Genomic DNA, 25,695 nt, shown 5'->3' with positions numbered 1-25,695 from the left:
CGGGCGTGAAGGAGACGGCATGACACGGCGATTCGGAGAGCCCCCGCAGCCCGGTATCCGCTATCGGCTCCGCCCCGGCGTCTATGCCGTGCTGCCGCGGGGCGGGCGGCTTCTGGTGACGCATCAGGCGATGCCGGTGCCCGAGCTGCAATTGCCCGGGGGTGGTATCGACCCGGGCGAATCACCCCTGCGGGCGCTCTATCGCGAGGTGTGGGAGGAAACCGGCTGGCTGATTGCACGACCGCGGCGGATCGGGGCGTTTCGCCGGTTCACCTACATGCCGGACTACGATCTCTGGGCGGAAAAGCTCTGCGTGATTTATCGCGCCTGCCCGGTGCGCCGGCTGGGTCCGCCATCGGAGCCGGGGCACCGGGCGCTGTGGATCACGCCCGCGCGCGCCGCGCGCGAGCTTGGCAACGCCGGGGATCGCCACTTTGTCAGCCGGACTGGGGCATGGGCCTGAATTCCAGCAGAACCGCCGAGATATCATCGGTAAAGCGCGCCTCGCCTGCGTGATCGGACAGCTTCCACATGAGCGATTCGAGAAAGGCCGGGCCATGTGTCTGGCGCAGGTGACGCATGATCGCGGCAAGGCCAGTGTCACCGAGCATGCACCCATCCGGGTCGGCACATTCAGTGATCCCGTCTGAATGAATGAGCAGCCGGTCGCCAGGTGCCAGCGTGAACTCTACCTGGTCGAAGCTCGCCCCCTCGATGAGCCCCACGGGCAGGCCACCCTCGCCCACGAACTCGACCGACCCGTCGGCGCGCTGCACGGCCGGGTGTGGATGCCCGGCCTGCGCAAGGATCACCCGGCCCGTCGCGAGATCGACATCGGCGAGCGCAATGGTGAAGTAATGCTCGGTCTCGAGATCAGAGAGAAAGACATGGTTGAGCCGCGACACCGTCTCGGCCGGGGGGCGCGCGGCGAAGCGCCCCGGCGCGATCTCGTGCAGCGCGAGGTTGTGCTCGGGCACGGTGGCCGAGAGATAGCCGGCGAGCCGCGCGGTCATCAGCGCCGAGCTGATCCCGTGGCCGGACACGTCGAGCCCGTAGAGACCAACACGGCTGTCGGATATCGGGAACATGCCCACGAGATCGCCCCCGACATGGCCCGAGGAATGTAGCGAGAGAGAGACCTCTGCCGGGCCGAGATCGCGGTAGCGTTCGCTGAGCAGCGACTGTTGCAGCTTGTTGGCCTCGACAAGGTCGTTGTCGAGCGAATCGTAGAGTGCCTGCAATTCGTCGAGCGTGGCCCTGACGAGCCGGTTCTTGGCAAGAAGCTCGTGCTCCATGTCAAGGATGCGCATCCCGGCGGCCATGCGCGCGCGCAGTTCTGCGGAATTGACCGGCTTGGTGAGGAAATCGTCGGCCCCGGCATCGAGGCCGAGCGCGATCTCTTCCTTGCCGCTCTTGGAGGTGAGGAGGATGAAGTAGACATAATTGTCGTTGTTCATCCCGCGAACGGCACGACAAAATTCCGGGCCGCTCATCCCCGGCATCATCCAGTCGCTGACCACGAGTTCGGGAAGATTGCGATGACAGATGTCGATCGCTTCGCCACCGCTTTCGGCCTCTTCGACGACATAGCCCCATTGCCGCAGGTAACTGCCGAGAATGCGCCGCTGCGCCCGGCTGTCATCCACGACAAGAACGCGCCGCGCATCGGTACTGGCGGCTGCCTCATCCTTGGTCATGCTTGCGCCGCGCACCGCTCTCACCATCACTCGTTTCGCGCACACGGTCGCCGCACGAGCGTTTACATCCCGTGAATGATAAAAGTTTCTGGTATTTTCCCATCGACGTTAACACGTTCTGAAGACCTCGTGCGGAGACTGGCAGAAATGCGGGAGAGGCTGACATGATAGACTGGATTCGCGTGCGGGAACTGCGGGAAGAGATCGGTGCCGACGCCTTCGAGGAGGTGCTCGACCTGTTTCTGGAGGAAGTGGAGACGGCGCTCGCGGTGCTAAGTACCGCCACGACAGAGGATGATCTCGAGGCACAGTTGCATTTTTTGAAGGGCAGCGCGCTCAATCTCGGCTTTAAGGCACTTGCCAACCTGTGTGCCGATGGCGAGGCGAAATCGCGCGCGGGCGCGCGTGACAGCGTCGATATCCCCAGGATCGTTTCGGGATATGAGGCATCGAAAGCCGCGTTTCTTGCCGGGATCGCGGAGGGAATCGCCGCCTAGATGAGGAACTCGGCAAGCACCTCGTCACGGGTGATGTCGCGATACGCAAACCCTGTTTGGTCGAGGCGCGCGATGAACGCATCGAAATTTTCGGGCCGCGTCGTTTCTATCCCGATGAGGACCGAGCCGAAATTGCGCGCGGATTTCTTGAGGTATTCGAAGCGCGCGATGTCATCATCCGGGCCAAGAACCTCGAGAAAATCGCGCAGCGCGCCGGGGCGTTGCGGCATGCGAAGGATGAAGTATTTCTTGAGCCCCGAGAAGCGTTGCGCGCGCTCCTTGACCTCGGGCAGGCGCTCGAAATCGAAATTGCCGCCGGAGGTGACGCAAACCACGGTCTTGCCCCGAATCTGGCCGCCCACGTCCTTGAGCGCATCGACCGACAGCGCCCCGGCGGGCTCGAGCACGATGCCCTCGACATTGAGCATTTCGAGCATGGTGGTGCACAGCCGGTCCTCGGCGACAGCGATCAGGCCAAAGCCGTCATGCGGGGCAAGGCGCGAGAAGGGACGCGCGCCGATCTGCGCCACGGCGGCCCCGTCGGCGAAGGTATTAACCTGATCCAGCCGCACCGGCACCCCCGCCGCAACCGCCGCGGCGAGACAGGCCCCGCCGGCGGGCTCTACCAGGGTGAGCGGTACGCGGTCACCGAAATAGCTATAGACGCCCGAGGACAGCCCGCCGCCGCCCACGGGCAGCACCATGTGATCGGGCAACCGCTCCATCTGCGTCTCTATCTCGACCGCGACGCTGGCCTGCCCGGCGATCACATCCTCGTCGTCGAACGGCGCAAGGAAATGCCCGCCCACCTGCGCGCAATAGTCCTGCGCGGCGGCGAGCGTGTCGTCGAAATAGTCGCCGGTGAGCCGGATGGTAACGGCATCGCCGCCAAATTTCTCTGTCTTTCCAATCTTTTGCTGCGGTGTCGTCACCGGCATGAAGATCACGCCACGAACCCCGAAATGGCGGCACATATAGGCCACGCCCTGCGCGTGATTACCGGCGCTCGCGCAGACGAACTGCGCGGTATCGGGCCGCGCCGAGAGCACGTGGCGCATGGCGTTGAAGGCACCGCGCAGCTTGTAGGAGCGCACCGGGCTGAGATCCTCGCGCTTGAGCCAGATGTCGGCCTCGTAACGCTCGGACAGGTGGTCGTTGCGCTGCAGGGGCGTCGGCGGAAAGACGGCGCGCATGGCGGCCTCGGCGGCGCGGGCGGTATCGCGGAAATCGGACATGGCCGTGTCAGTGACGCAATCGCGGGCGGCTGGCAAGGGGCTGGCTTGCCCCGCCCCGCAAAACCCGCTAATCGCGCGGGAAATCCGCGAAGGGGGAAGCATGATGTCCGCGCCGAAGAAAGTTGTTCTGGCCTATTCCGGGGGTCTCGATACCTCGATCATCCTGAAATGGCTGCAGACGGAATATGGCTGCGAGGTGGTCACCTTTACCGCCGACCTGGGCCAGGGCGAAGAGCTGGAGCCCGCGCGGGAAAAGGCGAAACTCCTTGGAATCAAAGAAGAAAACATCTTCATCGAGGATGTGCGCGAGGAGTTCGTCCGCGATTTCGTGTTTCCGATGTTCCGCGCCAACGCGCTCTACGAGGGGCAATACCTGCTTGGCACCTCGATCGCCAGACCCTTGATTTCAAAGCGTCTTGTCGAGATCGCGGACGAGATCGGGGCCGATGCCGTGGCGCACGGCGCGACCGGCAAGGGCAACGACCAGGTGCGGTTCGAATTGGCGGCCTATGCGCTCAACCCCGATATCAAGGTGATCGCGCCGTGGCGGGAATGGGACCTGACGAGCCGCACGCGACTGCTTGATTTCGCAGAGAAAAACCAGATCCCGATCGCCAGGGACAAGCGTGGCGAGGCGCCGTTTTCGGTGGATGCGAACTTGCTGCACACCTCGAGCGAGGGCAAGGTGCTCGAAGACCCGGCAGAGGCGGCGCCCGACTATGTCTATCAGCGCACGGTAAGCCCCGAGGACGCGCCGGACACCCCGGAGTTCATCGAGATCACGTTTGACAAGGGCGATGCGGTGGCCATCGACGGCACGCCGATGAGCCCGGCTAACATATTGACAAAGCTCAATGAATTGGGTGGAAAGCATGGTATTGGGCGGCTCGATTTCGTGGAGAACCGCTTTGTCGGGATGAAATCGCGCGGCATTTACGAGACGCCGGGCGGCACCGTGCTGCTCGAGGCGCATCGCGGGATCGAGCAGATCACGCTCGACAGCGGCGCCGGGCATCTCAAGGACTCGCTCATGCCGCGCTATGCGGAGCTGATCTATAACGGCTTCTGGTTCAGCCCTGAACGCGAAATGTTGCAGGCGGCGATTGATCACTCGCAACATCATGTGTGCGGCACGGTGCGGTTGAAGCTCTACAAGGGATCGGCCACGACCGTCGGGCGGTGGTCGGATCACAGCCTCTACTCGGAGGCGCATGTGACGTTCGAGGAGGATGCCGGGGCCTATGACCAGAAGGATGCCGCCGGGTTCATCCAGCTCAACGCGCTGCGGCTGAAACTGCTCGCGGCGCGGAACCGGCGGCTGAAGGGTTGAGTCGAACCGCAAGGTTCAAGGCGTGAACCGGGAGGTTCGCGGCGCGCCCGGCACGGTGGCGCAAGGATTTGTTTACCCGGGCGGGAGCGCCACGGCGCGCAGCCGCTCGTAGGCGGGCCTCGCCGCCTCGGCCAGTGCGGCGCGCGGCCCGTCGAGCGCGGGCGGCGGCCCCTCGGCGGGGGCGAAGCCGGTGCTGTCATGGACGGCCCCATACCAATGCGCGGCCCAGACCCCATCATCGGGGTGGCCGCCGCGCGGCCAGGTGAGCATCGCGGGCGTCCAGTCGAGGCCGATGGCGGCACAAAGCCGTTGCAACATGGTTGACGGATCGCGCCGGATATCAGCGGAATCGATCACCACCGGCGACTGCCCCTCTGCCACCAGTTGCTCGTAAAGTTCGACCTGCTGAACAAAGCCGATATCGGCGAGGGTGGGGTTGTCGTACTTGGCCGAGAAACTGGCAGCGACGCGTGCGGGGTGACGGATGAGAAACACGTTCACGACGTCAAGAACCCAGTCGCGGGGGATGCCCGGGATCATGTGCTGGGCCATGTGCTTTTGGTAGAAATGCGGCTTTTGGGCTGGAACAGGGCCTAAAAGCCGCTCGACCACCGCGGTCGGGTCCTGCGGCTGCGCCGCGAGAATCGCGTCACGCATCGGATGATCGAGGCCGGTTTTCGCGAGGTAGGCGGCATAGAACGGCTCGTCCACCACGGCGCAATCGCCGCGCGCGGCGAAGGCGTACATCATCGCGGTGGACAGATTGCGCGGCCCCGACCACATGGCGATGTGCATTCCCGGCCCTCCCCTTGCTCCCCGGCTTGTGAGCGACAAGCGCTTGGCTTTGCCCGCAACTCTGCTACCACATCGGGGCAGACGATACAGGGGGCACGGGCGATGGACGCGCAATTCTGGCATGACAGGTGGCAAGAGGGGCGGCTTGGCTTTCACGAGGGCCGCGTCAACCGGATGCTGGAGGCGCATATCGCGGCGCTCGGGCTCAAACCGGGGCAGCGCATCTTTCTGCCCCTCTGTGGCAAGGCCGTTGATATTCCATGGCTTTTGTCACAGGGCTATCGCGTGGCGGGGGCGGAGCTGAGCGAGATCGCGGTGCGCGACCTGTTCGCCGAAATGGGGGTGACGCCGGAGGTGACGGCGACGGGATCGCATCGCCGCTATTCCGCCGACGGGATCGACATTTTCGCGGGCGACATTTTCGAGATCACGGCGGACGTGCTCGGCCCGGTGGACGCGGTCTATGACCGGGCGGCGCTGGTGGCGCTGCCCGAGGGGATGCGCCGCCGCTATGCCGCGCACCTGGCCGGGATCACCGCCGTCGCGCCGCAACTGCTGGTAACGTTCGAGTACGACCAGGCGGAGATGGAGGGCCCGCCGTTTTCCATCACCGAGGAGGAGGTGGCGCGCTGTCACGGGGCGCGGTATGTGATCGAGGTGCTGGCCGATGCGGAGGTTCCGGGGGGTCTCAAGGGGATCGTCGCGGCGCGGGAGAAGGCGATGCTGCTGCGCCCTCTTTAAGCCGTTTCGCGCCGGATCAGTGCCTTGTAGAAGTCCTGGATACGGGTCGTGACAGGGCCCTGCACCCCGTCGCCGATCACGCGGCCGTCGATCTCGCCGACCGGGGTCTGCGCGCCGAAGGTGCCGGTGAGGAACGCCTCGTCAGCGCCGTAGGTCTCGACCAGTGAGAAATTCTTCTCATACACCGGGATGCCATCCGCGCGGCAGAGGTCGATCACCTTGGCCCGGGTGATGCCGTTCATGCAGTAATCGCCCGTCGAGGTCCAGACCTCGCCGCGGCGGACGATGAAGAAGTTGCAGGCATTGGTGGTGTTCACGAAGCCGTGGATATCGAGCATCAACGCCTCGTCGGCCCCGGCCTTTTCCGCAGCGATGCAAGCGAGGATGCAATTGAGCTTGGAATGCGAATTGAGCTTGGGGTCCTGCGTCATTGGCAGGCCACGGATATGCGGCACGGTGGCGAGCCGGATGGGGCGGGCGATGGCGGGGGTGGAATGCTCCATGATGATGGCGATGGTGGGGCCCTGGCGCGAGAGCGACGGATGCTGGAAGGGGCGCGTCTTGATCCCCCGCGTCACCATCAGGCGGGCATGGGCATCGGTGGTCATATCATTGGCTGCTTGTGTCTCTAACACGGCCTGAAACAGGTCTTGCCGCGTCATGCCGATGTCGAGGTCGATGGCGCGCGCCGCCTCGAACAGGCGATCCAGGTGTTCATCGGCAAAGGCCCAGGTGCCGTTGTAGAGGCGCAGCCCCTCCCACACCCCGTCGCCCAGCATGAAGCCGCTGTCATAGACGCTGACCAGCGCCTGCGCCCTCGGCACGATGCGGCCATCGAGCCAGATGCGGATATCGGCGTTGCGGGCATCCTCCTCGGCGGCGTGGGTGGTTTGCTGATCTGTCATGGCGCGCTCCTTTCCCGGCGAGGGTAGCGGGGGCGCGGGAGGGGGCCAAGGGTGAAACGACGCTCAACAAGGCGTGAGGTCACGGCCTTGTCGCTTGGTCATGACGGGGCGGCGCGGCATGCTTGGGCGCGGCAAGGAGGGTGTGGTCATGATCATCGGAATACGGGAACTCAAGGCGGGGATGCTGGCGTTGCTGATCGCGGCGGCGCTGTGCCTGCAGGGCAAGGGCGCCGAGGCGTCGGAGCGCGAGACGCTGGTGGTCGCGGGCGGCTGTTTCTGGTGCGTCGAGGCGGATTTCGAGAAGGTCGCCGGCGTGCTCGGGGCCGAGTCGGGCTTTGCCGGGGGAACGGTCGAGAACCCGACCTACCGCGAAGTGACGCGCGGCGGCACCGGGCATCTGGAGGCGGTGCGGATCGCGTTCGACCCGGCGCAGGTGACGCGGCAGGCGTTGGTGCACCTGTTCCTGCGCTCGATCGACCCGACCGATGCAGGCGGACAGTTCTGCGACCGGGGAGGGAGCTATACCACGGCGATTTTCGTCACTGATCCGGCGGAAAAAGCGCTTGCCGAGGCAGCAATCGAGGCGGCGGCCCACGACCTCGGGCGCGAGATCGTAACGCCGGTGCGCGACCTCGGCAGGTTCTGGCCGGCAGAGGCCTATCACCAGGATTACTACAAGAGCGGCGACATCATCCTCACCCGGTTCGGACCCCGGACCAAGGCGAGCGCCTACAAGCTCTACCGCCGGGCCTGCGGGCGCGATGCGCGGGTGCGGGCGCTGTGGGGCGAGGCGGCCCCGTTTGCCGGGGCGTCCTGACCGGGCTTCATCTTGCCCGAAATATCCATTCGCCAAGCATCGCGGCACGCGCTGCGTCAGCCCACCTTGCACGCCGCCAGCACCGCCATGTTGAGGATGTCGTTGGACGTGAAGTTGGACGAGCAGATCTGGATCGAGGCGCCGACGCCCGAAAGGATCGGGCCGATCACCGTGGCCCCGGCCATCTCTTGCATCAGCTTGACCGAGATCGAGGCCGAATGGCGCGCGGGCACCACGAGCACGTTGGCGGGCCCCGAGAGGCGCTGGAACGGGTAATTCTCTTGCGCGCGGGCATTGAGCGCCACATCGACGGTCATCTCGCCCTCGAATTCGAAATCGACGCCGCGCCGTTCCAGCACGCGCGGAGCGCGGTGCATTTTCTCGGCGCGCTCGGAATGCGGGTAGCCGAAGGTGGAGAAGCTGACAAAGGCCACGCGGGGATCGAGCCCGAGATGGCGCGCGACGTCGGCACCGCGGGTGGCGATGGTGGCGAGATCCTCCTCGTCGGGCCATTCGTGCACCAGGGTGTCGGCGATGAGCACGATCCGCCCCTTGTGCAAGAGCGCGGTCACGCCCACCGCGCCATGCTCGGCTTCGGCGTCGAAGACGTGGTTGATTCGTTCGAGGATATGCGCGGATTTTCGGGTGGCCCCGGTCACCAGCGCGTCGCCATGCCCGTGGGCGAGCATCAGCGAGGCGAACACGTGCCGGTCGCGCGCGGCGAGGCGGTGGACATCCTGCCGGTCGAAGCCCTTGCGTTGCAGGCGCGCGTAGAGGAACGCCTTGTACTCGTCGAGCCGGTCGGTCTTGGCGGCGTTCACGACCTCGAGCTCGCGCACCGCGTCGGCCATGCCGATGGCGTCGAGCTTGGCCTTGACGTCGTCGTCGCGGCCCACCACGAGCGCCTTGCCGAGGCCGGTGCGCTGATACTGCACGGCGGCGCGCAGAACGCGCGCATCGTCACCCTCGGCAAAGATCATCCGCGCCTGCGCGCGCCGGGCCCGGGCGTTGATGCCGCGCAGGATGTTGGCGGTCGGGTCCATGCGCGACTTGAGCGACAGCTCGTAGGCGTCCATGTCGACGATCGGGCGGCGGGCGGCCCCCGTCTCCATCCCGGCGCGGGCCACTGCGGGCGGGATGGTGTGGATGAGCCGCGGATCGAACGGTGTGGGGATGATGTAATCGCGCCCGAAGGCGAGCTTGCGCCCGTAGGCCATCGCCACCTCGTCGGGCACATCGAGCCGGGCGAGCCGGGCGAGCGCCTCGGCGCAGGCGATCTTCATCTCGTCGTTGATGGCGCGGGCATGGACATCGAGCGCGCCGCGGAAGAGATAGGGGAATCCCAGCACGTTGTTGACCTGGTTGGGATAATCCGACCGTCCGGTGGCCACGATCGCATCGGGACGCACGGCATGGGCGTCTTCGGGGGTGATCTCGGGATCGGGGTTGGCCATGGCGAAGATCACCGGGTTGTCGGCCATCGAGGCGACCATGTCCTGCGTCACCGCGCCCTTGGCCGACACGCCGAGGAACACGTCCGCGTCCTTCATCGCCTCTTCTAGGGTGCGCAGCCCGGTCTTGACCGCGTGGGCGGATTTCCACTGGTTCATGCCCTCTGTGCGGCCCTGGTAAATCACGCCCTTGGTGTCGCACATGATGCAGTTTTCGTGCCGCGCGCCCATTGATTTCAGCAATTCGAGGCAGGCGATGCCCGCCGCCCCCGCACCGTTGAGCACGATGCGCACATCCTCGATCTTTTTCGCCGACAAATGCAGCGCGTTGATGAGCCCGGCGGCGCAGATCACCGCGGTGCCGTGCTGATCGTCGTGGAACACCGGGATATCCATCACCGCCTTGAGCTGTTGCTCGATGATGAAACATTCGGGCGCCTTGATATCCTCGAGGTTGATACCGCCAAAGGTGGGCCCCATCAAGCGCACCGCGTTGATGAAGGCATCCGGGTCCTCGGTGTCGAGCTCGATGTCGATGGAATTGACGTCGGCGAAGCGCTTGAACAGCACCGCCTTGCCCTCCATCACCGGCTTGCTGCCCAACGCGCCGAGATTGCCAAGGCCGAGCACCGCGGTGCCGTTGGAGATGACGGCGACGAGGTTGCCCTTGTTGGTGTAGTCATAGGCAAGCTCGGGATTGGCGGCGATCTCTTCGCAGGGGACGGCCACACCGGGGGAATAGGCGAGGCTGAGGTCGCGCTGCGTGGTCATTGGCACGGTGGGCTGGATCTCGAACTTGCCGGGGGTCGGCTCGAGGTGAAAGGCGAGCGCCTCTTCGCGGGTATATTTGGGGTTGGTCATGGGACGGCCTTTTCGGAGATGTTCGATCTTCAATAGCGGGGGACGGGCCTTGCCTCAACCGAAAGGCGGAAGGGGCTTTCGCGTTCGGAGAAACCACCAGGTTCGCAGAACGGATGATGACTCTTTGTTACAAGGGATTCCAATGCGTTGGCGTTTGTGATTCTATATTGTTATGGAACAATCTCGTTCACTTAGTTCAGAAAAGATTGCTCATGCCGTTCGTGATGTCCTCGGGTCCTCGCGGGTGCGCGATGTTTCGTGCATTTTTAAGCCGAACGCTGATGGCGCTCCAGTGATTTGGATTCAAGTCACATATGACGCTCAAAAGGGTATCACGGTTGACGAGATGGCGCGCGTAACAGATGCGGTATGGCCAGTCGGACGCTCTGATGAGCTACCTGTTCCGGTGATCGACTTCATGGCAGACGACGACCTTGTCCCCACCGCGGCTGAGTGACCAACTCCTGCTCGTGGCTCGGGCACGGATCGCTGAAACAGACGCCAGGAACGAGGCGAACCTGCGGCGAGCGACGAGCGATCTTTACTACGCTATGTTTCATGCCGTTTGCGAGGCTCTTGTTGAACCGCTTGGTGCAATCCCGGACAGCGAGGCGTTTATCGAAACGTATACCAATCTCTATCGTCAGCTCGACCACGGGTATGCAGAAAAGCGTTGTCGTGCCGTAACCCAAGACAAGCATTTCTCTTTGGAGATCGTTCGTTTTTCGAAGCTTTTCATTACACTCAAGAATAAGAGAGAAAAGGCTGATTATCATCCTTTGGAGATGTTCAAGTTTTCTGTTGTCAAAAATGACCTGGAAACAACCGAAACCCAGCTACGCGCGTTCTGGGAGGCGGGTTCCTCAGAACGCGCCTCTTTTTCTTGCTTCGTGGGACTACGTTTCCGGCGTGAGTAGTGGTCAACTTTGCTGCTGAGAGCGAGGCTCTCGCTAGGCATGCCAGAACGATAGATATCCCCGGCCTCAACCGAAAGGCGGAAGGGGCTTTCGCGCGAACCGGGGGGTTTGTAAGGTCTGCGCCAACGACAGGGGGCAGCATTGAGCGGGACCGACGCGACAGTAACGCCGATGATGGCGCAATACCTGGAGATCAAGGCGCAGCATGCGGATGCGCTCTTGTTCTACCGGATGGGTGATTTCTACGAGTTGTTCTTTGACGACGCGGCGGCGGCGGCCGAGGCGCTGGATATCGCGCTGACCAAGCGGGGCAAGCACCTGGGCGAGGATATCGCCATGTGCGGGGTGCCGGTGCATTCCGCCGAAGGGTATCTTTTGTCGCTCATCCGCAAGGGGTTTCGCGTGGCCATCGCCGAGCAGATGGAAGACCCGGCGGAGGCCAAGAAGCGCGGCTCAAAATCGGTGGTGCGGCGCGAGGTGGTGCGGCTGGTCACGCCCGGCACGCTGACCGAGGAGAGCCTGCTTGACGCGCGGCGGCACAATTTTCTCGCGGCCTTTGCCGAGGTGCGGGGCGAAGGGGCGCTGGCGTGGGTGGATATCTCTACCGGCGCGTTTCACGTCATGGGGCTGGGACGTGCGCGGCTGGCGGCTGAACTGGCGCGGCTGGGGCCGCGCGAGCTTGTCGTGATGCAGGGGCAGGAGGCGGATTACGCCGAAATAGTGTCTGAATCAGGCGCGGCGCTTACCACGCTGGGGGCGGCGGCATTTGACAGCGCGGGAGCCGAGGCGCGGCTTTGTGCGCTCTACGGGGTGGGCACGCTCGACGCCTATGGCGCGTTCTCCCGGCCCGAGATCGCCGCGATGGGGGCAATCGTCGAATGGCTGGAGATCACGCAGCGGGGCAAGCTGCCGCTCTTGCGCCCACCGGTGCGCGAGGCGCAGGGGTCGGCGATGCAGATCGACGCGGCGACGCGGCGCAGCCTGGAGCTGACCCACGGGCCCGACGGGCGGCGCGCAGGATCGCTGCTTGCCACGATCGACCGGACGGTGACGGCGGGGGGCGGACGGCTGCTTGAGCGGCGGCTGTCGAGCCCGAGCCGGGGGCTTGACGAGGTACAGGCGCGGCTCGATTGCGTGGGATTCATGGTGGAACAGTCCCGATTACGGGACGATCTGCGCGGTGATCTGCGCAAGGTGCCCGATCTCGACCGGGCGCTGTCACGGCTCGGGATTGACCGGGGCGGGCCGCGCGACCTGACGGCGGTGCGCGATGCGCTGGCACAGGCCGGGGAGATCGCGGCGCGGCTGGACGGTCACGATCTGCCCGGGCGGCTGCAAGAGGCGGTGGCGGCTCTCACAGGTCACGATACGCTGCGCGACCTGCTCGACCGGGCGCTGGTGGCCGAGCCGCCGCTGCTGGCGCGCGATGGCGGGTTTATCGCTGCCGGGTTCGATGACGAGCTGGACGAGGTGCGGCAGCTGCGCGACGAGGGGCGCGGGGTGATCGCGCGTATGCAGGGAGAGTATGTCAGGGAGACGGGGATCGCCTCGCTCAAGATCAAGCACAACAACGTGCTGGGCTATTTCATCGAGGTGACGGCGACGCATGCCGAGAAGATGCTGGCCGGTCCGCTCAACGAGACGTTCAAGCATCGCCAGACCACGGCCAACCAGTTGCGCTTTACCACGCCGGAGCTGAGCGAGACCGAGAGCCGTATCCTGAACGCGGGAGGGCGGGCGATCGAGATCGAGAAGCGGCTCTATGATGGCCTGAAGGCGGAGATTCTGGCACAGGCCGGACCGCTGGGCGAGGCGGCGGCGGGGCTTGCGGAGATCGACCTTGCGGCCGCGCTGGCAGAGATCGCGGTGGCCGAGGACTGGTGCGCGCCACGGGTGGACGACAGCCGCGCGCTGCATATCGAGGGCGGGCGGCACCCGGTGGTGGAACGCGCCCTGCGCGGCGAGGGTGGCGCGCCGTTCATCGCCAATGATTGCGACCTCGGGGGCGAGAGCGATATCTGGCTGCTGACCGGGCCGAACATGGCCGGAAAATCCACTTTTCTGCGGCAGAACGCGCTGATCGCGCTCCTGGCGCAGATGGGCAGCTATGTGCCCGCGCGGGCGGCGCATATCGGGATCGTCAGCCAGCTATTCAGCCGGGTGGGGGCGTCGGACGACCTGGCGCGGGGGCGCTCGACCTTCATGGTGGAGATGGTCGAGACCGCGGCGATCCTCAACCAGGCGGACGCGCATGCGCTGGTGATCCTCGACGAGATCGGGCGCGGCACGGCGACATATGACGGGCTGTCGATTGCCTGGGCGGTGATGGAGCATCTGCACGAGGTGAATGGGTGTCGCGCGCTGTTTGCCACGCATTACCACGAGATGACGCGGCTGAGCGAGCGGCTGGACCGGGTGGCCAATGCCACGGTCAGCGTCAAGGAGCATGGCGGTGAGGTGATTTTCCTGCACGAGGTGCGGCGCGGCGCGGCGGATCGCAGCTATGGCGTGCAGGTGGCGCGGCTGGCGGGACTGCCAGAGACGGTGGTGGAGCGCGCGCGGGTGGTGCTCGACGCGCTGGAAAAGGGCGAGCGCGAGGGCGGCGCGGCGCGGCAGGCGCTGATCGACGACCTGCCGCTGTTTGCGGCGACACCGCCGAGCGCGGCCCCCGCGCCGCGTGCTTCGGAGGTAGAGGCGCGGCTGGCCGAGGTGCTGCCCGACACGCTCAGCCCGCGCGAGGCGCTGGATTTGATTTATGAATTGAAGGACTTGTCCGGGACGGCGGGGTAAACCCCGCCCTACGATCAGCCCTTGTTCGACGAGACGCCCACCTGCGCGGGGCGCAGGATGCGGTCGTGCAGCATGAAGCCCTGCGCCGAGACCTGGATGATCTCGCCGGCCCTGGTGCCGGGCAGGGGGGCCTCGAACATCGCCTCGTGGTGCTGCGGATCGAAGCGTTCGCCCACTTGCGGGTCGATCACGGTGATACCGTGCTTGGCGAACACGTTGAGCAATTCGCGCAGCGTCAGCTCGATCCCCTCGACAAGGGCGCCGGAAGCGGCGCGCTGATCCTCGGTGATGGTCTCAAGCGCGCGCTTGAGATTGTCATGCACCGGCAGCATGTCGCGGGCGAGCCGGGAGCCGCCGTAATTCTCGGCCTCGCGCCGGTCCTTTTCAGACCGCTTGCGCGAATTCTCGGCATCGGCGAGCGCGCGCATGAACTTGTCCTGAAGCGCGTCGCGCTCTGCGCGCAGGGCGTCGATTTCGGCCTCCTGCGGCGATACTTCCGTGTCCGCCGCATCCCGCTCTTCGGCGGCGGCCTCTTCGATATCGTCCAGGAAACCCTGTTCTTTCGGCTCTGCCATGTCTTACCTCTCGCTCCGGTCGGAGATCAGCCTGCCCACGAGCTGTGCCGTGTAGTCCACGATCGGCACAATGCGCCCGTAGTTAAGGCGCGTCGGGCCGATTACGCCCACCGCGCCAATGATCTTACGGTCAGCGTTCATATATGGAGAGACAACCAAAGAGGAACCCGAAAGTGAGAAAAGTTTGTTCTCTGAGCCGATAAAAATGCGCACGCCCTCGCCCTCGTCTGCGCGTTCGAGGAATTCGGCGATGTCGCGCTTGCGCTCGAGGTCGTCGAAGAGGACGCGGATACGCTCGAGATCGGCCTCGTCGACATCGGCGTCGATGAGATTGGCGCGGCCACGCACGATCAGACGCTCGTGGTGCTCGCCCTCGCTCGCCCACACGGCGAGGCCGCTCTCGACAAAGGCATGGGCGAGCGCGTCGATTTCCTGCCGCCGGGCGGCGATTTCCGTGGTGATGCGGCGCTGCATGTCCGAGAGCGTCCTGCCCTCGACCAGCGAATTGAGAAAATTGGCTGCCTCGCGCATCGAGCTCGGGGTCTGGCCTGGGGGCGGGGTAAAGACGCGGTTCTCGACCTGCCCATCGGAAAACACCAGCACCGCGAGCGCGCGGTCATGGGCGAGGCTGACGAACTCGATATGCTTGATCGGGGCCTCGTGCTTGGGCGCCAGCACCAGCGAGGCGCCGCGCGTGACACCCGAAAGCGCCGAGCCGATGCTGTCGAGCAGCCCGGTGACGTCGCGGGAATTGCTGGCGATGGTCGAATCGATCAGCGCGCGGTCGGTATCCTCGAGCCCGCCCACTTCGAGCAGGCCATCGACGAACATGCGCAGCCCTTCCTGCGTGGGGACGCGCCCGGCGCTGATATGGGGGCTGCCCAGAAGGCCCATGTATTCGAGATCCTGCATCACGTTGCGGATGGTCGCCGCGCTTACCTTCTCGGAGAAGTCGCGGGTGAGCGTGCGCGAGCCGACCGGGTCGCCGGAGGCGAGATAGCCCTCTACGACGCGGCGAAATACTTCGCGCGAGCGGTCATTGAGCTGGGCCAGATGGTTCGAATCCTCGGACATTTGATGCGCTTCCATGGTTAACAGGCATTAAAGGCGGCTTGGGGCAAAGGTCAATCGGGGTTGCCATCACGGACCGCTCCCTTATATGCCGAGGCCAACATCACAAGGGGACAGTAATGCGGCCTTCTGGCAGAGATTTAAGTGAAATGCGGCCCGTTTCAATCGAAACGGGCGTTCTGAAACATGCCGAAGGCTCTTGCCTTGTGAAGATGGGCGACACGCATGTTCTGTGCACCGCGACGATCGAGGACCGGGTGCCGCCCTTTGTCAAGGGCACGGGGCTTGGCTGGGTCACCGCCGAATACGGCATGTTGCCGCGCTCGACCGGGAGCCGGATGCGGCGCGAGGCCGCCGTCGGCAAGCAGGGCGGGCGCACGGTGGAAATCCAGCGGCTGATCGGGCGGGCGCTGCGCGCGGGCACCGACCGGGTGGCGCTGGGCGAGCGGCAGATCACGGTGGATTGCGACGTGATCCAGGCCGACGGCGGGACGCGCTGCGCCGCGATCACCGGCGGCTGGGTGGCGCTGCGGCTGGCGGTGGCCAAGTTGATGGTGGCGGGGGACGTCGTGAGCGACCCACTGCCCGACCCGGTGGCGGCGGTGTCCTGCGGCATCTATGCCGGGCAGCCGGTGCTGGATCTCGATTACCCCGAGGACAGCGCTGCGGGCGTTGACGGCAATTTCATCCTCACCGGGGCCGGGCGGCTGATCGAGGTGCAGATGAGCGCCGAGGGCGCAACGTTCACCCGCGACGAGATGAGTACGCTGCTCGACCTCGCCGGGAAGGGCGTGGGTGAGCTGGTGGAAAAACAGCGCGAGGCGACCGGTGCGTAAGTTTGACGGCGACACGCTTTTGGTGGCGACACACAATGCCGGCAAGCTGGAGGAGATTGCGCATCTGCTAGAGCCGTATGGTGTACGGGTGATCGGCGCGGGCGAGCGTGGGCTGCCGGAGCCCGAGGAGACCGAGACCACCTTTGTCGGCAACGCGCGGATCAAGGCGCACGCGGCGGCGAAGGCCACGGGGCTGCCGGCGCTGGCCGACGATTCGGGGATCGTGATCGACGCGCTGGACGGGTCGCCGGGCGTCTATACGGCGGATTGGGCCGAAACAGGCTCTGGTCGTGATTTCATCATGGCGATGGGCAAGGCGCATGACCGCCTGCGCGAAAGCGGTGTTTCGCAGCCGTGGACGGCGCGGTTTTGCTGCACGCTGGTGCTGGCCTGGCCCGACGGGCATGACGAGGTGTTCGAGGGCACAGTCGAGGGGTGGATCGTCTGGCCGATGCGCGGGGCGCAGGGGCATGGCTATGACCCGATCTTTCAACCCGAGGGGCATGACGTGACCTTTGCCGAGATGGATCGCTGGGAAAAGAACCGGATCAGCCACCGCGCCGACGCCTTTGCCAAGATGATCGACGGCGCCTTTGGCTGAGGACTGGCAATCAGGGGGCTTTGGCCTCTACGTGCACTGGCCGTTCTGCCAGGCGAAATGCCCCTATTGCGACTTTAACAGCCATGTCGCGCAGGAGATCGACCACGCGGGGTGGCGCGACGCCTACCTGCAAGAAATCGCGAGTTACGCCAAGTTAGTGCCTGATCGGGTGCTGGGCTCGATCTTCTTCGGAGGCGGCACGCCGAGCCTGATGGAGCCCGACACCGTGGCCGCGGTGATCGAGGCGACGCGGTCGGCGTGGCCGGTGGCCAATGACCTGGAAATCACGCTGGAGGCGAACCCCACCTCGGTCGAGGCCGGGCGGTTCGCGGCCTATGCCGCGGCAGGCGTGAGCCGCGTATCGTTGGGCGTGCAGGCGCTGAACGACGATGACCTGCGGCGGTTAGGGCGGTTGCACAGCGCGGCGGAGGCGATGCAAGCATATGAAATCGCGAGGAAATTCTTTGATCGGACGAGTTTTGACCTGATCTACGCGCGGCAGGATCAGACGCTTGACGCCTGGCAGGCAGAACTGCGCCGGGCGCTTGATCTGGCGGTGGATCACCTGTCGCTATATCAGCTCACCATCGAGGGCGGGACGGCATTTGGCGAGCGCTACGCCGCCGGACGGCTACGCGGGCTGCCCGAGGAGGATCTCGCCGCCGACATGTATCTGGCCACGCAGGAGATATGTGGGGCGGCGGGGCTGGAGAGCTACGAGGTGTCTAACCACGCCAAACCCGGCGCGGAATCGCGGCACAACATGGTGTATTGGCGCTATGGCGATTACGTCGGCATCGGCCCGGGCGCGCATGGGCGGCTGACCATCGGCGGGCAACGGCACGCCACCGAGGCCTGGCGTGCGCCGGGGACGTGGCGCGACGCGGTGACGAAAGGGACAGGCGAGAGCCTGCGCGCGCCCCTGAGCCGGAGCGAGCAGGCGGTCGAGCACCTGCTGATGGGGCTGCGGCTGACCGAGGGGATCGACATGGCGCGGCATGAAGCGCTGGCGGGCGCGCCGCTCGATGCCGGGCGGGTGCGCCACCTGGAGGATATCGGGATGGTGGAGGTTGCGGGCACGCGGCTGCGGGTCACCGGCGCGGGGCGCCCGGTGCTCAACGCGGTGCTGCGTGACTTGTTGACCTGAGCGGTCAGGCGCTGAGCAGGCCCATCAACCGATCGAGATCATCGAGCGAGGCGTAGCGAATGGTGAGCGCGCCGCCCTCTTGCCCCGGCGTATGGTCGATTCGCACGCTCATCGAGAGCGCCGCCGAAAGATCGGATTCGAGCGCCTTGGTGTCGGCATCCTTTTCCGGCTTGCCGCTGCTCTTGCCGCTCTTGCCGCCCTGGCCCGGCGCGGGATCGGCCTTGGCGAGTTTCTCGGTTTCGCGGACCGAAAGCCCCTTCTGGATGATCTTGCGGGCGAGGGCCGACGCGTCGGGCGCGGTGATGAGCGCACGCGCATGGCCCGCCGACAGACGGCCGTTACGCAGATGGTCCTGCACATCCTCGGACAGGTTGAGCAAACGCACGGCGTTGGCAATGTGGCTGCGGCTCTTGCCGAGGACATCGGCCAGCTTTTCCTGGGTGTGGCCGAACTTTGTCATCAACTGGCTGTAGCCTGACGCCTCTTCGACCGGATTGAGATCGGCGCGCTGGATATTCTCGATGATCGCGACCTCGAGCACCTCGATATCGGTGAAGTCGCGCAACAGGACCGGCACCTCGTGCAGCTTGGTCATTTGCGCGGCACGCCAGCGACGCTCGCCGGCGACGATCTCGTATTCACCGGGCTTGCCGGGGCTCTGGCGCACGATAAGGGGCTGGATGATGCCCTTTTCGGCGATCGAGCGCGCGAGATCGGCCAATGCGTCGGCATCGAAATGGCGGCGTGGCTGGTCGGGATTGGGATGGACCTTTTCCACCGGCACGCGCATGTCGGGCTGCGGCGGTTGGCTCTCGGGGCTCTCGGTGGTCTCGCGGACATCGGCCATTAGCGCCGAGAGGCCGCGCCCAAGGCCGCGTTGCTGGGATTTTTTCGTGCTCACCGCCTCGTCTCCTTTTTCTTATGCCGCGACGCGCGCGTGCCTGCGGACAATCTCGCCCGCGAGATCGCGGTAGGCCTGCGCACCCTTGGAGGTGCTATCGTAGGTCAGGACCGGCATGGCGTAGGACGGCGCCTCGCTCACCCGGACGTTGCGTGGGATGCGCGTGGCAAAGACGAGATCGCCGAGCGTGTCGCGGGCATCGGCCTCGACCTGTGCGGAGAGGTTGTTGCGCCCGTCCACCATCGTCAGCAGAACCCCCTCGATGCGCAGGTCGGGATTGGCGCTTTGCCGCACCTCGCGAATCGTCAGCATGAGCTGCGACAGGCCCTCGAGGGCGAAGAATTCGGCCTGGAGCGGGATCAACACCGAGTGCGCCGCGACCATCGCGTTGACCGTCAGCAGGTTGAGCGAGGGCGGGCAGTCGATCAGCACGTAATCGGGGGCGAGCGCCTCCATCCCCGGCTGGCGCAGCGCATCGTGCAGCAGGAAGCTGCGCTTTTCATTGGAGAAAAGCTCTATATCCGCCGAGGACAGGTCGACAGTGGCGGGGATGATCGACAGCCGGTCATGATTGGTGGGCTGCACGGCCTCGTCGAGCGTGGCCTCGTCGAGCAGGAAATCGTAGGTGGTGATATCGCGCGCGCTGGCCTCGATCCCGAGCCCGGTGGACGCGTTGCCCTGCGGGTCGAGATCGACGATCAGCACGCGCGCACCGGAATCCGCGAGCGCGGCGCCAAGATTGATGGTTGTCGTGGTCTTGCCCACGCCGCCCTTTTGATTGGCGACCGCGATGATGCGGGGGGCGGTAATCGGGCTGGAATCAGGCACGGGATACTCCTGTGACGCGCAGGATGACGGCTTCGGGGTCTGTCCTGCTTTTATCAACCCGGGAGGTAAAATGCCACTTGCTTTGCGCCTCTGTCAGCTCTTGCCGCCATGTTGCCCCCTTGGGAAAGAGCGCCGTGCCGCCGGGGGCGAGATGACGCGCGGCGTAGCCAAGAAGCGCAGAGAGGTCGGCGAGCGCGCGGGCGCTGAGCACATCGGCGGCGAGCGGGTCCATCTTCTCGATTCGCTCGGTGCGAACGGTGGCAGCGATCCCTGTCTCGCGAATCACGGTGCGCAGGAAGGCGGATTTGCGCGCGTCCGATTCGACGAGGGTGACGCGGGCGGGGGAGCCGGTCTCGTGCGCGAGGATGGCGATCACGAGCCCCGGAAAGCCGCCACCGGAGCCAAGATCGGCCCAATGGGCGACGGGAGTCGGGGCGAGGGCGTGAAGCTGCGCGGAATCCTCAAAATGGCGGGCTTGCAGATGGGGAAGGGAGGCGCGCGACACGAGGTTTATGCGCGGGTTCCACTTTTCAATGAGCGTGGCGTAGAGGTCTAACCGCTCCCTTGTTTCACGTGAAACATCCCGGAGGATCATGCGCTCTGTGCCTGCTCGCCCCGGCGCAGGCAGACGAGGATCAGCGCGAGCGCCGCAGGCGTCATGCCGTCGATGCGCGCCGCCTGGGCGAGCGTTTCGGGGCGCGCGGCGGAAAGCTTGGCCTTGAGCTCGTTGGAGAGGCCGTCGATTCCGCCGTAGTCGAGCCCGTCGGGGATGGCCACGCCCTCGTCCCGGCGCAGTATTTCCACGTCGCGGGCCTGTCGGGCGATGTAATTGGCGTAGGTCGCGTCCTTCTTGAGCTGGGCGGCGATGTCGGGGGCGATATCGGCGAGGGCCGGGGTGAGGGGCGCGAGGTCGGCCATCTCGGTACCGGGGAAGGCGAGAACCTGCATCCCGTTGCGGCGCGTGCCGTCCTGGTTGACCGCGATCCCGGCGGAAGAGAGGTCACGGGGGGTGTAGCTCTCGGCGTCGAGAAGGCTGCGCGCGGCGTCGAGACGGCTCATCTTGTCCTCGAATGCCCGGCGGCGATCCTCGCCCACGCACCCGGCGTCGATCCCGAGCGATGTCAGCCGCTGGTCGGCATTGTCGGCGCGCAGCGACAGGCGAAACTCGGCGCGCGAGGTGAACATGCGGTAGGGCTCGGTCACGCCGCGGGTGGTGAGATCGTCGATCATCACGCCGATATAGCTGTCGGTGCGGCTGAAGGTGACGGGCTCTTCCTCGCGCGCGAACCGCGCGGCGTTGAGCCCGGCAACGAGCCCTTGTGCCGCGGCCTCTTCGTAGCCGGTGGTGCCGTTGATCTGCCCGGCAAGAAAGAGCCCCGGCACGTCGCGCAGCGCGAGGCGGTGGTCGAGCGCCCGGGGGTCGACGTAGTCGTACTCGATGGCATAGCCGGGCTGAAGGATTTCAGCGTTTTCCAGCCCGGCGATGGAGCGCACATACGCCTCCTGCACCTCGACCGGTAACGAAGTGGAAATACCGTTCGGGTAGATTACCGAATCGGAAAGGCTCTCTGGTTCGAGGAAAATCTGGTGCGATGTCTTGTCAGCGAAACGTACGATCTTGTCCTCGATCGAGGGGCAATAGCGGGGGCCGATGCCGTCGATATGCCCGCCATACATGGCCGAGCGGTCGAGATTGTCGCGGATGATGTCGTGGGTGCGGGCATTGGTATGGGTGATGCCGCAGGAAACCTGCCGCGCCGTGGGCGCGTCGGAGAGGAAGGAGAACATCACCGGGTCGTCATCCGGGGGCTGCATGTCGAGGCCGTCCCAGTTGATGCTGCGCCCGTCGAGGCGTGGCGGGGTGCCGGTCTTGAGCCGCCCGAGGGGAAGGCCGAAGCTGTCCATGCGCTGGGCAAGGCGGAGGCTGGGCGGATCGCCCATGCGGCCGCCAGGGCGCGCGACATCGCCGATGTGGATGACGCCGCGCAGGAAGGTGCCCGTGGTGAGGATCACGGCACGCGCCGCGATCTCGCTGCCGTCGGCGAGGATCACGCCGGTGACGGTGTCGCCGTTCATTCGGAAATCCGCGGCCTCGCCCTCGATGATCTCGAGGTCGTTCCGGCTGGCGAGGGCGCGCTGCATCTCCTCGCGGTAGATGCGCCGGTCAGCTTGCGCGCGGGGGCCCTGGACGGCGGGGCCCTTGCGGCGGTTGAGCAGGCGAAACTGGATCCCGGCGCGATCCGCGACGCGGCCCATCACGCCATCAAGCGCGTCGATCTCGCGCACGAGGTGGCCCTTGCCGAGGCCGCCGATGGCCGGGTTGCAGGACATCACGCCGATCCCGTCGCGCGACAGGGTGACAAGGGCGGTGCGCGCGCCCATCCGGGCCGCGGCGTCGGCGGCATCCGCGCCGGCATGTCCGCCACCGATGACGAGCACATCGAATTGTTTCACGTGAAACACCTCTCACTTGCCAAGGCAGAAGCTCGCGAAAATCTCGCCGAGCACCGTCTCCACACCGATGCGTCCTACCAGAGAATCGAGCGCGCGGACAGCGGCGTGAACCTCTTCGGCAGCGATATCGGTCGCGGTCTCGCCCCCGTCAAGAGCAAGGAGCGCCGCGTCGAGCGCCGCGCTGCCGCTGCGCATGGCCGATTCGTGGCGCGCGCGGATGGCCATGCCGCCGCCTTGCGCCCTCGCCCCGAGGGTTTCGGCAACGCGGGCGACGAGGCGATCCACGCCCAGCCCGGTGAGGCCGGATACGCCCTCACCCTCTCCGGGGGCGAGATCGGCCTTGGCCCGCAAGGTAATGTCATCCGCCTGTCGCAAGTCATCGAAATCGTGGGTGCCGTCGTCGAGAAACACCCGCAGATCGGCGGCGGCGGCGCGGTCACGGGCGCGGGCGATGCCGATGGATTCCACCGCATCGGCGGTCTCGCGAAGACCGGCCGTGTCGAGAAGCGTAACAGGCAGGCCGCCGAGATCCATTCGCACCTCGATCACGTCACGGGTGGTGCCGGCATGCTCGGAGGTGATCGCCGCCTCGCGCCCGGCAAGCGTGTTGAGCAAGGTCGACTTGCCAGCATTCGGCGCGCCGAGGATTGCCACCTCGAAGCCGGAGCGGATACGCTCGGCCACGGCGAAGCCGGAAATTTCCGCGTCGAGGCCGGATTTGACCGAGGCGAGCAACGTCCGTATCTCGGGAAAGACATCGACGGGCACTTCCTCGTCGGCGAAGTCGATGGTCACCTCCAGAAGCGCCAGCGCCCGGACCAGGGCCGCGCGCCACTCGGCGCATTTCTTACCGAGGGAGCCGGAGAATACGCGCATCGCCTGGCGCCGCTGCGCCTCGGTTTCCGAGTCCAGAAGATCGGCCAACGCCTCGACCTGCGTCAGGTCGAGGCGACCGTTGGACAGCGCGCGGCGCGTGAACTCTCCGGGATCCGCGGCGCGCAGACCGGGCAGGGCGCCAAGATGGCGCAGCAAGGCAGAAATGACTGCGGCGCTGCCATGCGTCTGAAACTCGAGCACCGACTCGCCAGTGAAACTCGCGCCTTCGGGAAAGTAGAGCACAACCGCCTCGTCCAGCCGCGCCCCGTCCTGATCGCGCAGCACGCGCAAGCTCGCCTGCCGGGGGACGGGCAGCCCGCCGCAGACCGCGCGCGCGGCGGATGCGACCTCTGGGCCGGAGAGACGAATGACCGCGATACCCGACTTCCCGGGGGCCGTGGAGAGGGCAAAGATCGTCTCCATCGCGATGACGTGCCTATGCTCAGGTATTCATCGAATCGAAGAATTCGGCATTCGACTTGGTCTGCTTGAGCTTGCCGAGCAGGAACTCTACCGCGTCGGTGGTGCCCATCGGGTTGAGGATACGGCGCAGGACGAAGGTCTTTTGCAGCTCAAGCTTGTCGATAAGCAGCTCTTCCTTGCGCGTGCCGGACTTGAGGATGTCGATCGCCGGGAACACGCGCTTGTCGGCCACCTTGCGGTCGAGCACGATCTCGGAGTTGCCGGTGCCCTTGAATTCCTCGAAGATCACCTCGTCCATGCGGCTGCCGGTCTCGATCAGGGCGGTGGCAACGATGGTGAGCGATCCGCCCTCCTCGATATTGCGCGCCGCACCAAAGAACCGCTTGGGCCGTTGCAGGGCGTTGGCGTCGACACCACCGGTGAGCACCTTGCCCGAGGACGGCACGACCGTGTTGAAGGCGCGGCCGAGGCGCGTAATCGAATCGAGCAGGATGACCACATCGCGCTTGTGCTCGACAAGGCGCTTGGCCTTTTCGATGACCATGTCGGAGACAGCAACGTGGCGCGTGGCGGGTTCGTCGAAGGTCGAACTGATGACCTCACCCTTGACCGAGCGCTGCATGTCAGTGACCTCTTCGGGTCGTTCATCGATCAACAGCACGATGAGGTAGCACTCGGGATGGTTATGCGCGATGCTGTTGGCGATGTTCTGCAACAGCACCGTTTTACCCGTGCGCGGCGGCGCCACGATCAGCGAGCGCTGCCCCTTGCCGATGGGCGCGACAAGGTCGATGAGCCGCGCGGAACGGTCCTTGATCGTGGGATCCTCGATCTCCATCCGAAGCCGTTCATCGGGGTAGAGCGGCGTGAGGTTTTCAAACGCGATCTTGTGGCGCGCGCGATCCGGATCCTGGAAGTTGATCTGGGTGACGGAAGTAAGCGCGAAATACCGCTCTGTGTCGTCTGGCTGACGAATCTCGCCCTCGATCGTATCGCCGGTGCGCAACGAGAATTGCCGGATCATGTCGGGCGAGACGTAGATATCGTCGGGCCCGGGAAGGTAGTTGGCCTCGAGCGAGCGCAGGAAGCCAAAGCCGTCCTGAAGCACTTCGAGTACGCCGTCGCCGAAGATCACCCATCCTTCCTCGGCACGTTCCTTGAGGATCGAGAACATCATCTCGCCCTTGCGCATGGTCGAGGCGTTCTCGATCTCCAGCTCTTCGGCGATGTTGAGCAGGTCCTTGGCGGTCATCGCCTTGAGTTCGGCGAGATTCAAACGGTCTTCGGACATGACAGGCCTCGATTGGTGCCGGGACCCGTGAGGGCCAGGGACGGATCATATGGGGATTTCAGGACCACCGGACGGCGGCTTGTGCTGTCTTAGGCGTCACAGGCGGTAAGGTCAAGCGTCAGACGAGGCGACCGCGTTTAACTGAACGACTACCGGCTGGCGCCGGTAGGATCAGCGATGTGCTGTTCCAGGTACTGAAGTACGATGTCTTCGGTGATGGCACCGTTAGTGGTTGAAAAGTACCCTCGCCCCCAAAACCGGCAGCCCCAGTAGCGCTTTCGGATGGCTGGAAACTCCCGTTGCACCTTGTGGGACGAACGGCCCTTCATCTTGCGCACCAGATCCGCGATCGCGAGCTTCGGCGGCACCGAGACGAACATGTGGACGTGATCGCTCGACAGCACCCCGCGCAAGATGTCGACCTCGTTCTCGCGGCACACCTGCCGGCAGATGTCGCGCACCCGCAGTCGCAATGCCCCGGTCAGCACCTTGTAACGGTATTTGGTCGACCAGACGATGTGGTAGCGGTGATAGAAGACGCAGTGTTTGCCGGTGTCATATTGCATGATCGTACCCTCAGAAAAATGAGCCTTCGACCCGGCTGCGGCTCATTTTTCTGAGGGTACGATCATAACACGATTCTTTCACGCTGAAGC

Annotated in this window: 25 protein-coding genes; 11 read left to right on the top strand and 14 right to left on the bottom strand. The window is 65.2% G+C overall.

Annotation, left to right across the window (positions count from 1 at the left end):
- Positions 1-19 precede the first annotated feature (19 nt).
- Positions 20-463: an NUDIX hydrolase gene (locus CRJ03_RS16470; RefSeq protein ID WP_104019965.1), complete on the top strand. Its 444-nt coding sequence runs from the start codon at positions 20-22 to the stop codon at positions 461-463.
- Here the strand turns inward: CRJ03_RS16470 and CRJ03_RS16465 are convergent.
- A complete protein-coding gene (locus tag CRJ03_RS16465) occupies positions 438-1,697 on the bottom strand; it encodes a PP2C family protein-serine/threonine phosphatase (RefSeq protein ID WP_104020177.1) in 1,260 nt (419 codons plus the stop codon). The genes CRJ03_RS16470 and CRJ03_RS16465 overlap by 26 nt on opposite strands.
- A 164-nt stretch (positions 1,698-1,861) precedes the next feature.
- Here CRJ03_RS16465 and CRJ03_RS16460 point away from each other — a divergent pair, with 164 nt between their 5' ends.
- Positions 1,862-2,194: an Hpt domain-containing protein gene (locus CRJ03_RS16460; protein ID WP_104019964.1), complete on the top strand. Its 333-nt coding sequence runs from the start codon at positions 1,862-1,864 to the stop codon at positions 2,192-2,194.
- On the opposite strand, the gene ilvA is transcribed toward CRJ03_RS16460, so the two are convergent.
- Entirely contained in the window at positions 2,191-3,429 is a 1,239-nt protein-coding gene (gene ilvA / locus CRJ03_RS16455; protein ID WP_104019963.1) for a threonine ammonia-lyase IlvA, read from the bottom strand. The genes CRJ03_RS16460 and ilvA overlap by 4 nt on opposite strands.
- A 103-nt stretch (positions 3,430-3,532) precedes the next feature.
- Between ilvA and CRJ03_RS16450 the strand changes: the two genes are divergently transcribed.
- On the top strand, positions 3,533-4,759 hold the full coding sequence (locus CRJ03_RS16450) for an argininosuccinate synthase (RefSeq protein ID WP_104020176.1): 1,227 nt from the start codon (positions 3,533-3,535) through the stop codon (positions 4,757-4,759).
- 72 nt (positions 4,760-4,831) lie between these two features.
- On the opposite strand, the gene CRJ03_RS16445 is transcribed toward CRJ03_RS16450, so the two are convergent.
- Complete coding sequence (locus CRJ03_RS16445) at positions 4,832-5,554, bottom strand: sulfotransferase-like domain-containing protein (RefSeq protein ID WP_104019962.1); 723 nt, start codon at positions 5,552-5,554, stop codon at positions 4,832-4,834.
- Between the two features lie 102 nt (positions 5,555-5,656).
- On the opposite strand from CRJ03_RS16445, the gene tmpT reads away from it, so the two are divergent.
- The gene (gene tmpT, locus CRJ03_RS16440; RefSeq protein WP_104019961.1) at positions 5,657-6,295 is read left to right on the top strand and encodes a thiopurine S-methyltransferase; all 639 of its coding nucleotides are present in this window, start codon (positions 5,657-5,659) and stop codon (positions 6,293-6,295) included.
- Here tmpT and CRJ03_RS16435 read toward each other — a convergent pair.
- Entirely contained in the window at positions 6,292-7,200 is a 909-nt protein-coding gene (locus CRJ03_RS16435) for a D-amino acid aminotransferase (RefSeq protein ID WP_104019960.1), read from the bottom strand. The two genes, tmpT and CRJ03_RS16435, sit on opposite strands and share 4 nt — an antisense overlap.
- 148 nt (positions 7,201-7,348) lie before the next feature.
- On the opposite strand from CRJ03_RS16435, the gene msrA reads away from it, so the two are divergent.
- Positions 7,349-8,017: a peptide-methionine (S)-S-oxide reductase MsrA gene (gene msrA / locus CRJ03_RS16430; protein WP_104020175.1), complete on the top strand. Its 669-nt coding sequence runs from the start codon at positions 7,349-7,351 to the stop codon at positions 8,015-8,017.
- Between the two features lie 56 nt (positions 8,018-8,073).
- Here the strand turns inward: msrA and CRJ03_RS16425 are convergent, their stop codons facing one another.
- Positions 8,074-10,329 carry an NADP-dependent malic enzyme gene (locus tag CRJ03_RS16425; RefSeq protein WP_104019959.1) on the bottom strand — a complete coding sequence of 752 codons (2,256 nt, stop codon included), beginning with the start codon at positions 10,327-10,329 and terminating at the stop codon, positions 8,074-8,076.
- A gap of 172 nt (positions 10,330-10,501) precedes the next feature.
- On the opposite strand from CRJ03_RS16425, the gene CRJ03_RS20165 reads away from it, so the two are divergent.
- From CRJ03_RS20165 to mutS, 3 genes are all read left to right on the top strand, one after another.
- Entirely contained in the window at positions 10,502-10,786 is a 285-nt protein-coding gene (locus CRJ03_RS20165; protein ID WP_129590306.1) for a hypothetical protein, read from the top strand.
- 13 nt (positions 10,787-10,799) lie between these two features.
- Positions 10,800-11,246 carry a hypothetical protein gene (locus tag CRJ03_RS16420; RefSeq protein WP_129590305.1) on the top strand — a complete coding sequence of 149 codons (447 nt, stop codon included), beginning with the start codon at positions 10,800-10,802 and terminating at the stop codon, positions 11,244-11,246.
- A 171-nt stretch (positions 11,247-11,417) separates the two neighbouring features.
- Entirely contained in the window at positions 11,418-14,036 is a 2,619-nt protein-coding gene (mutS, locus tag CRJ03_RS16415) for a DNA mismatch repair protein MutS (protein WP_104020174.1), read from the top strand.
- A gap of 14 nt (positions 14,037-14,050) precedes the next feature.
- Here the strand turns inward: mutS and CRJ03_RS16410 are convergent, their stop codons facing one another.
- Both CRJ03_RS16410 and hrcA read right to left on the bottom strand, forming a co-directional pair.
- The gene (locus tag CRJ03_RS16410) at positions 14,051-14,611 is read right to left on the bottom strand and encodes a nucleotide exchange factor GrpE (protein ID WP_104019957.1); all 561 of its coding nucleotides are present in this window, start codon (positions 14,609-14,611) and stop codon (positions 14,051-14,053) included.
- A 3-nt stretch (positions 14,612-14,614) separates the two neighbouring features.
- Complete coding sequence (gene hrcA, locus CRJ03_RS16405; protein ID WP_439126645.1) at positions 14,615-15,700, bottom strand: heat-inducible transcriptional repressor HrcA; 1,086 nt, start codon at positions 15,698-15,700, stop codon at positions 14,615-14,617.
- Positions 15,701-15,801: 101 nt separating this feature from the next.
- On the opposite strand from hrcA, the gene rph reads away from it, so the two are divergent.
- From rph to hemW, 3 genes are read left to right on the top strand one after another with little or no spacing between them, the layout of a single operon-like run.
- On the top strand, positions 15,802-16,518 hold the full coding sequence (rph, locus tag CRJ03_RS16400; RefSeq protein ID WP_104019956.1) for a ribonuclease PH: 717 nt from the start codon (positions 15,802-15,804) through the stop codon (positions 16,516-16,518).
- Positions 16,511-17,119: an RdgB/HAM1 family non-canonical purine NTP pyrophosphatase gene (gene rdgB / locus CRJ03_RS16395; protein ID WP_104019955.1), complete on the top strand. Its 609-nt coding sequence runs from the start codon at positions 16,511-16,513 to the stop codon at positions 17,117-17,119. Before rph ends, rdgB begins: the two co-directional genes overlap by 8 nt.
- Positions 17,112-18,266 carry a radical SAM family heme chaperone HemW gene (hemW, locus tag CRJ03_RS16390; protein ID WP_104019954.1) on the top strand — a complete coding sequence of 385 codons (1,155 nt, stop codon included), beginning with the start codon at positions 17,112-17,114 and terminating at the stop codon, positions 18,264-18,266. Before rdgB ends, hemW begins: the two co-directional genes overlap by 8 nt.
- Positions 18,267-18,270: 4 nt before the next feature.
- Here the strand turns inward: hemW and CRJ03_RS16385 are convergent, their stop codons facing one another.
- From CRJ03_RS16385 to tnpA, 7 genes are all read right to left on the bottom strand, one after another.
- A complete protein-coding gene (locus CRJ03_RS16385) occupies positions 18,271-19,113 on the bottom strand; it encodes a ParB/RepB/Spo0J family partition protein (protein WP_104020172.1) in 843 nt (280 codons plus the stop codon).
- A gap of 72 nt (positions 19,114-19,185) precedes the next feature.
- Positions 19,186-19,995, bottom strand: coding sequence for a ParA family protein (locus CRJ03_RS16380; protein ID WP_104019953.1), 810 nt, complete (start codon positions 19,993-19,995; stop codon positions 19,186-19,188).
- Positions 19,988-20,590: a 16S rRNA (guanine(527)-N(7))-methyltransferase RsmG gene (gene rsmG / locus CRJ03_RS16375; RefSeq protein WP_104019952.1), complete on the bottom strand. Its 603-nt coding sequence runs from the start codon at positions 20,588-20,590 to the stop codon at positions 19,988-19,990. The genes CRJ03_RS16380 and rsmG overlap by 8 nt, the downstream gene beginning before the upstream one ends.
- The gene (gene mnmG / locus CRJ03_RS16370) at positions 20,587-22,458 is read right to left on the bottom strand and encodes a tRNA uridine-5-carboxymethylaminomethyl(34) synthesis enzyme MnmG (RefSeq protein ID WP_104019951.1); all 1,872 of its coding nucleotides are present in this window, start codon (positions 22,456-22,458) and stop codon (positions 20,587-20,589) included. Before mnmG ends, rsmG begins: the two co-directional genes overlap by 4 nt.
- A 3-nt stretch (positions 22,459-22,461) precedes the next feature.
- Positions 22,462-23,748 (bottom strand): tRNA uridine-5-carboxymethylaminomethyl(34) synthesis GTPase MnmE, encoded by a 1,287-nt coding sequence (gene mnmE, locus CRJ03_RS16365; RefSeq protein ID WP_104019950.1) that lies wholly within the window; start codon positions 23,746-23,748, stop codon positions 22,462-22,464.
- 19 nt (positions 23,749-23,767) lie between these two features.
- The gene (gene rho / locus CRJ03_RS16360; RefSeq protein WP_206018388.1) at positions 23,768-25,039 is read right to left on the bottom strand and encodes a transcription termination factor Rho; all 1,272 of its coding nucleotides are present in this window, start codon (positions 25,037-25,039) and stop codon (positions 23,768-23,770) included.
- 149 nt (positions 25,040-25,188) lie between these two features.
- A complete protein-coding gene (tnpA, locus tag CRJ03_RS16355) occupies positions 25,189-25,605 on the bottom strand; it encodes an IS200/IS605 family transposase (RefSeq protein WP_104016879.1) in 417 nt (138 codons plus the stop codon).
- Between the last annotated feature and the right edge of the window lie 90 nt (positions 25,606-25,695).

Source organism: Roseovarius nitratireducens, assembly GCF_002925845.1.
In the GTDB taxonomy this organism is placed as follows: domain Bacteria; phylum Pseudomonadota; class Alphaproteobacteria; order Rhodobacterales; family Rhodobacteraceae; genus Roseovarius; species Roseovarius nitratireducens.
The sequence above is the reverse complement of the archived record's forward strand: the minus strand, read 5'-3'. Positions and strand labels throughout refer to the sequence as shown.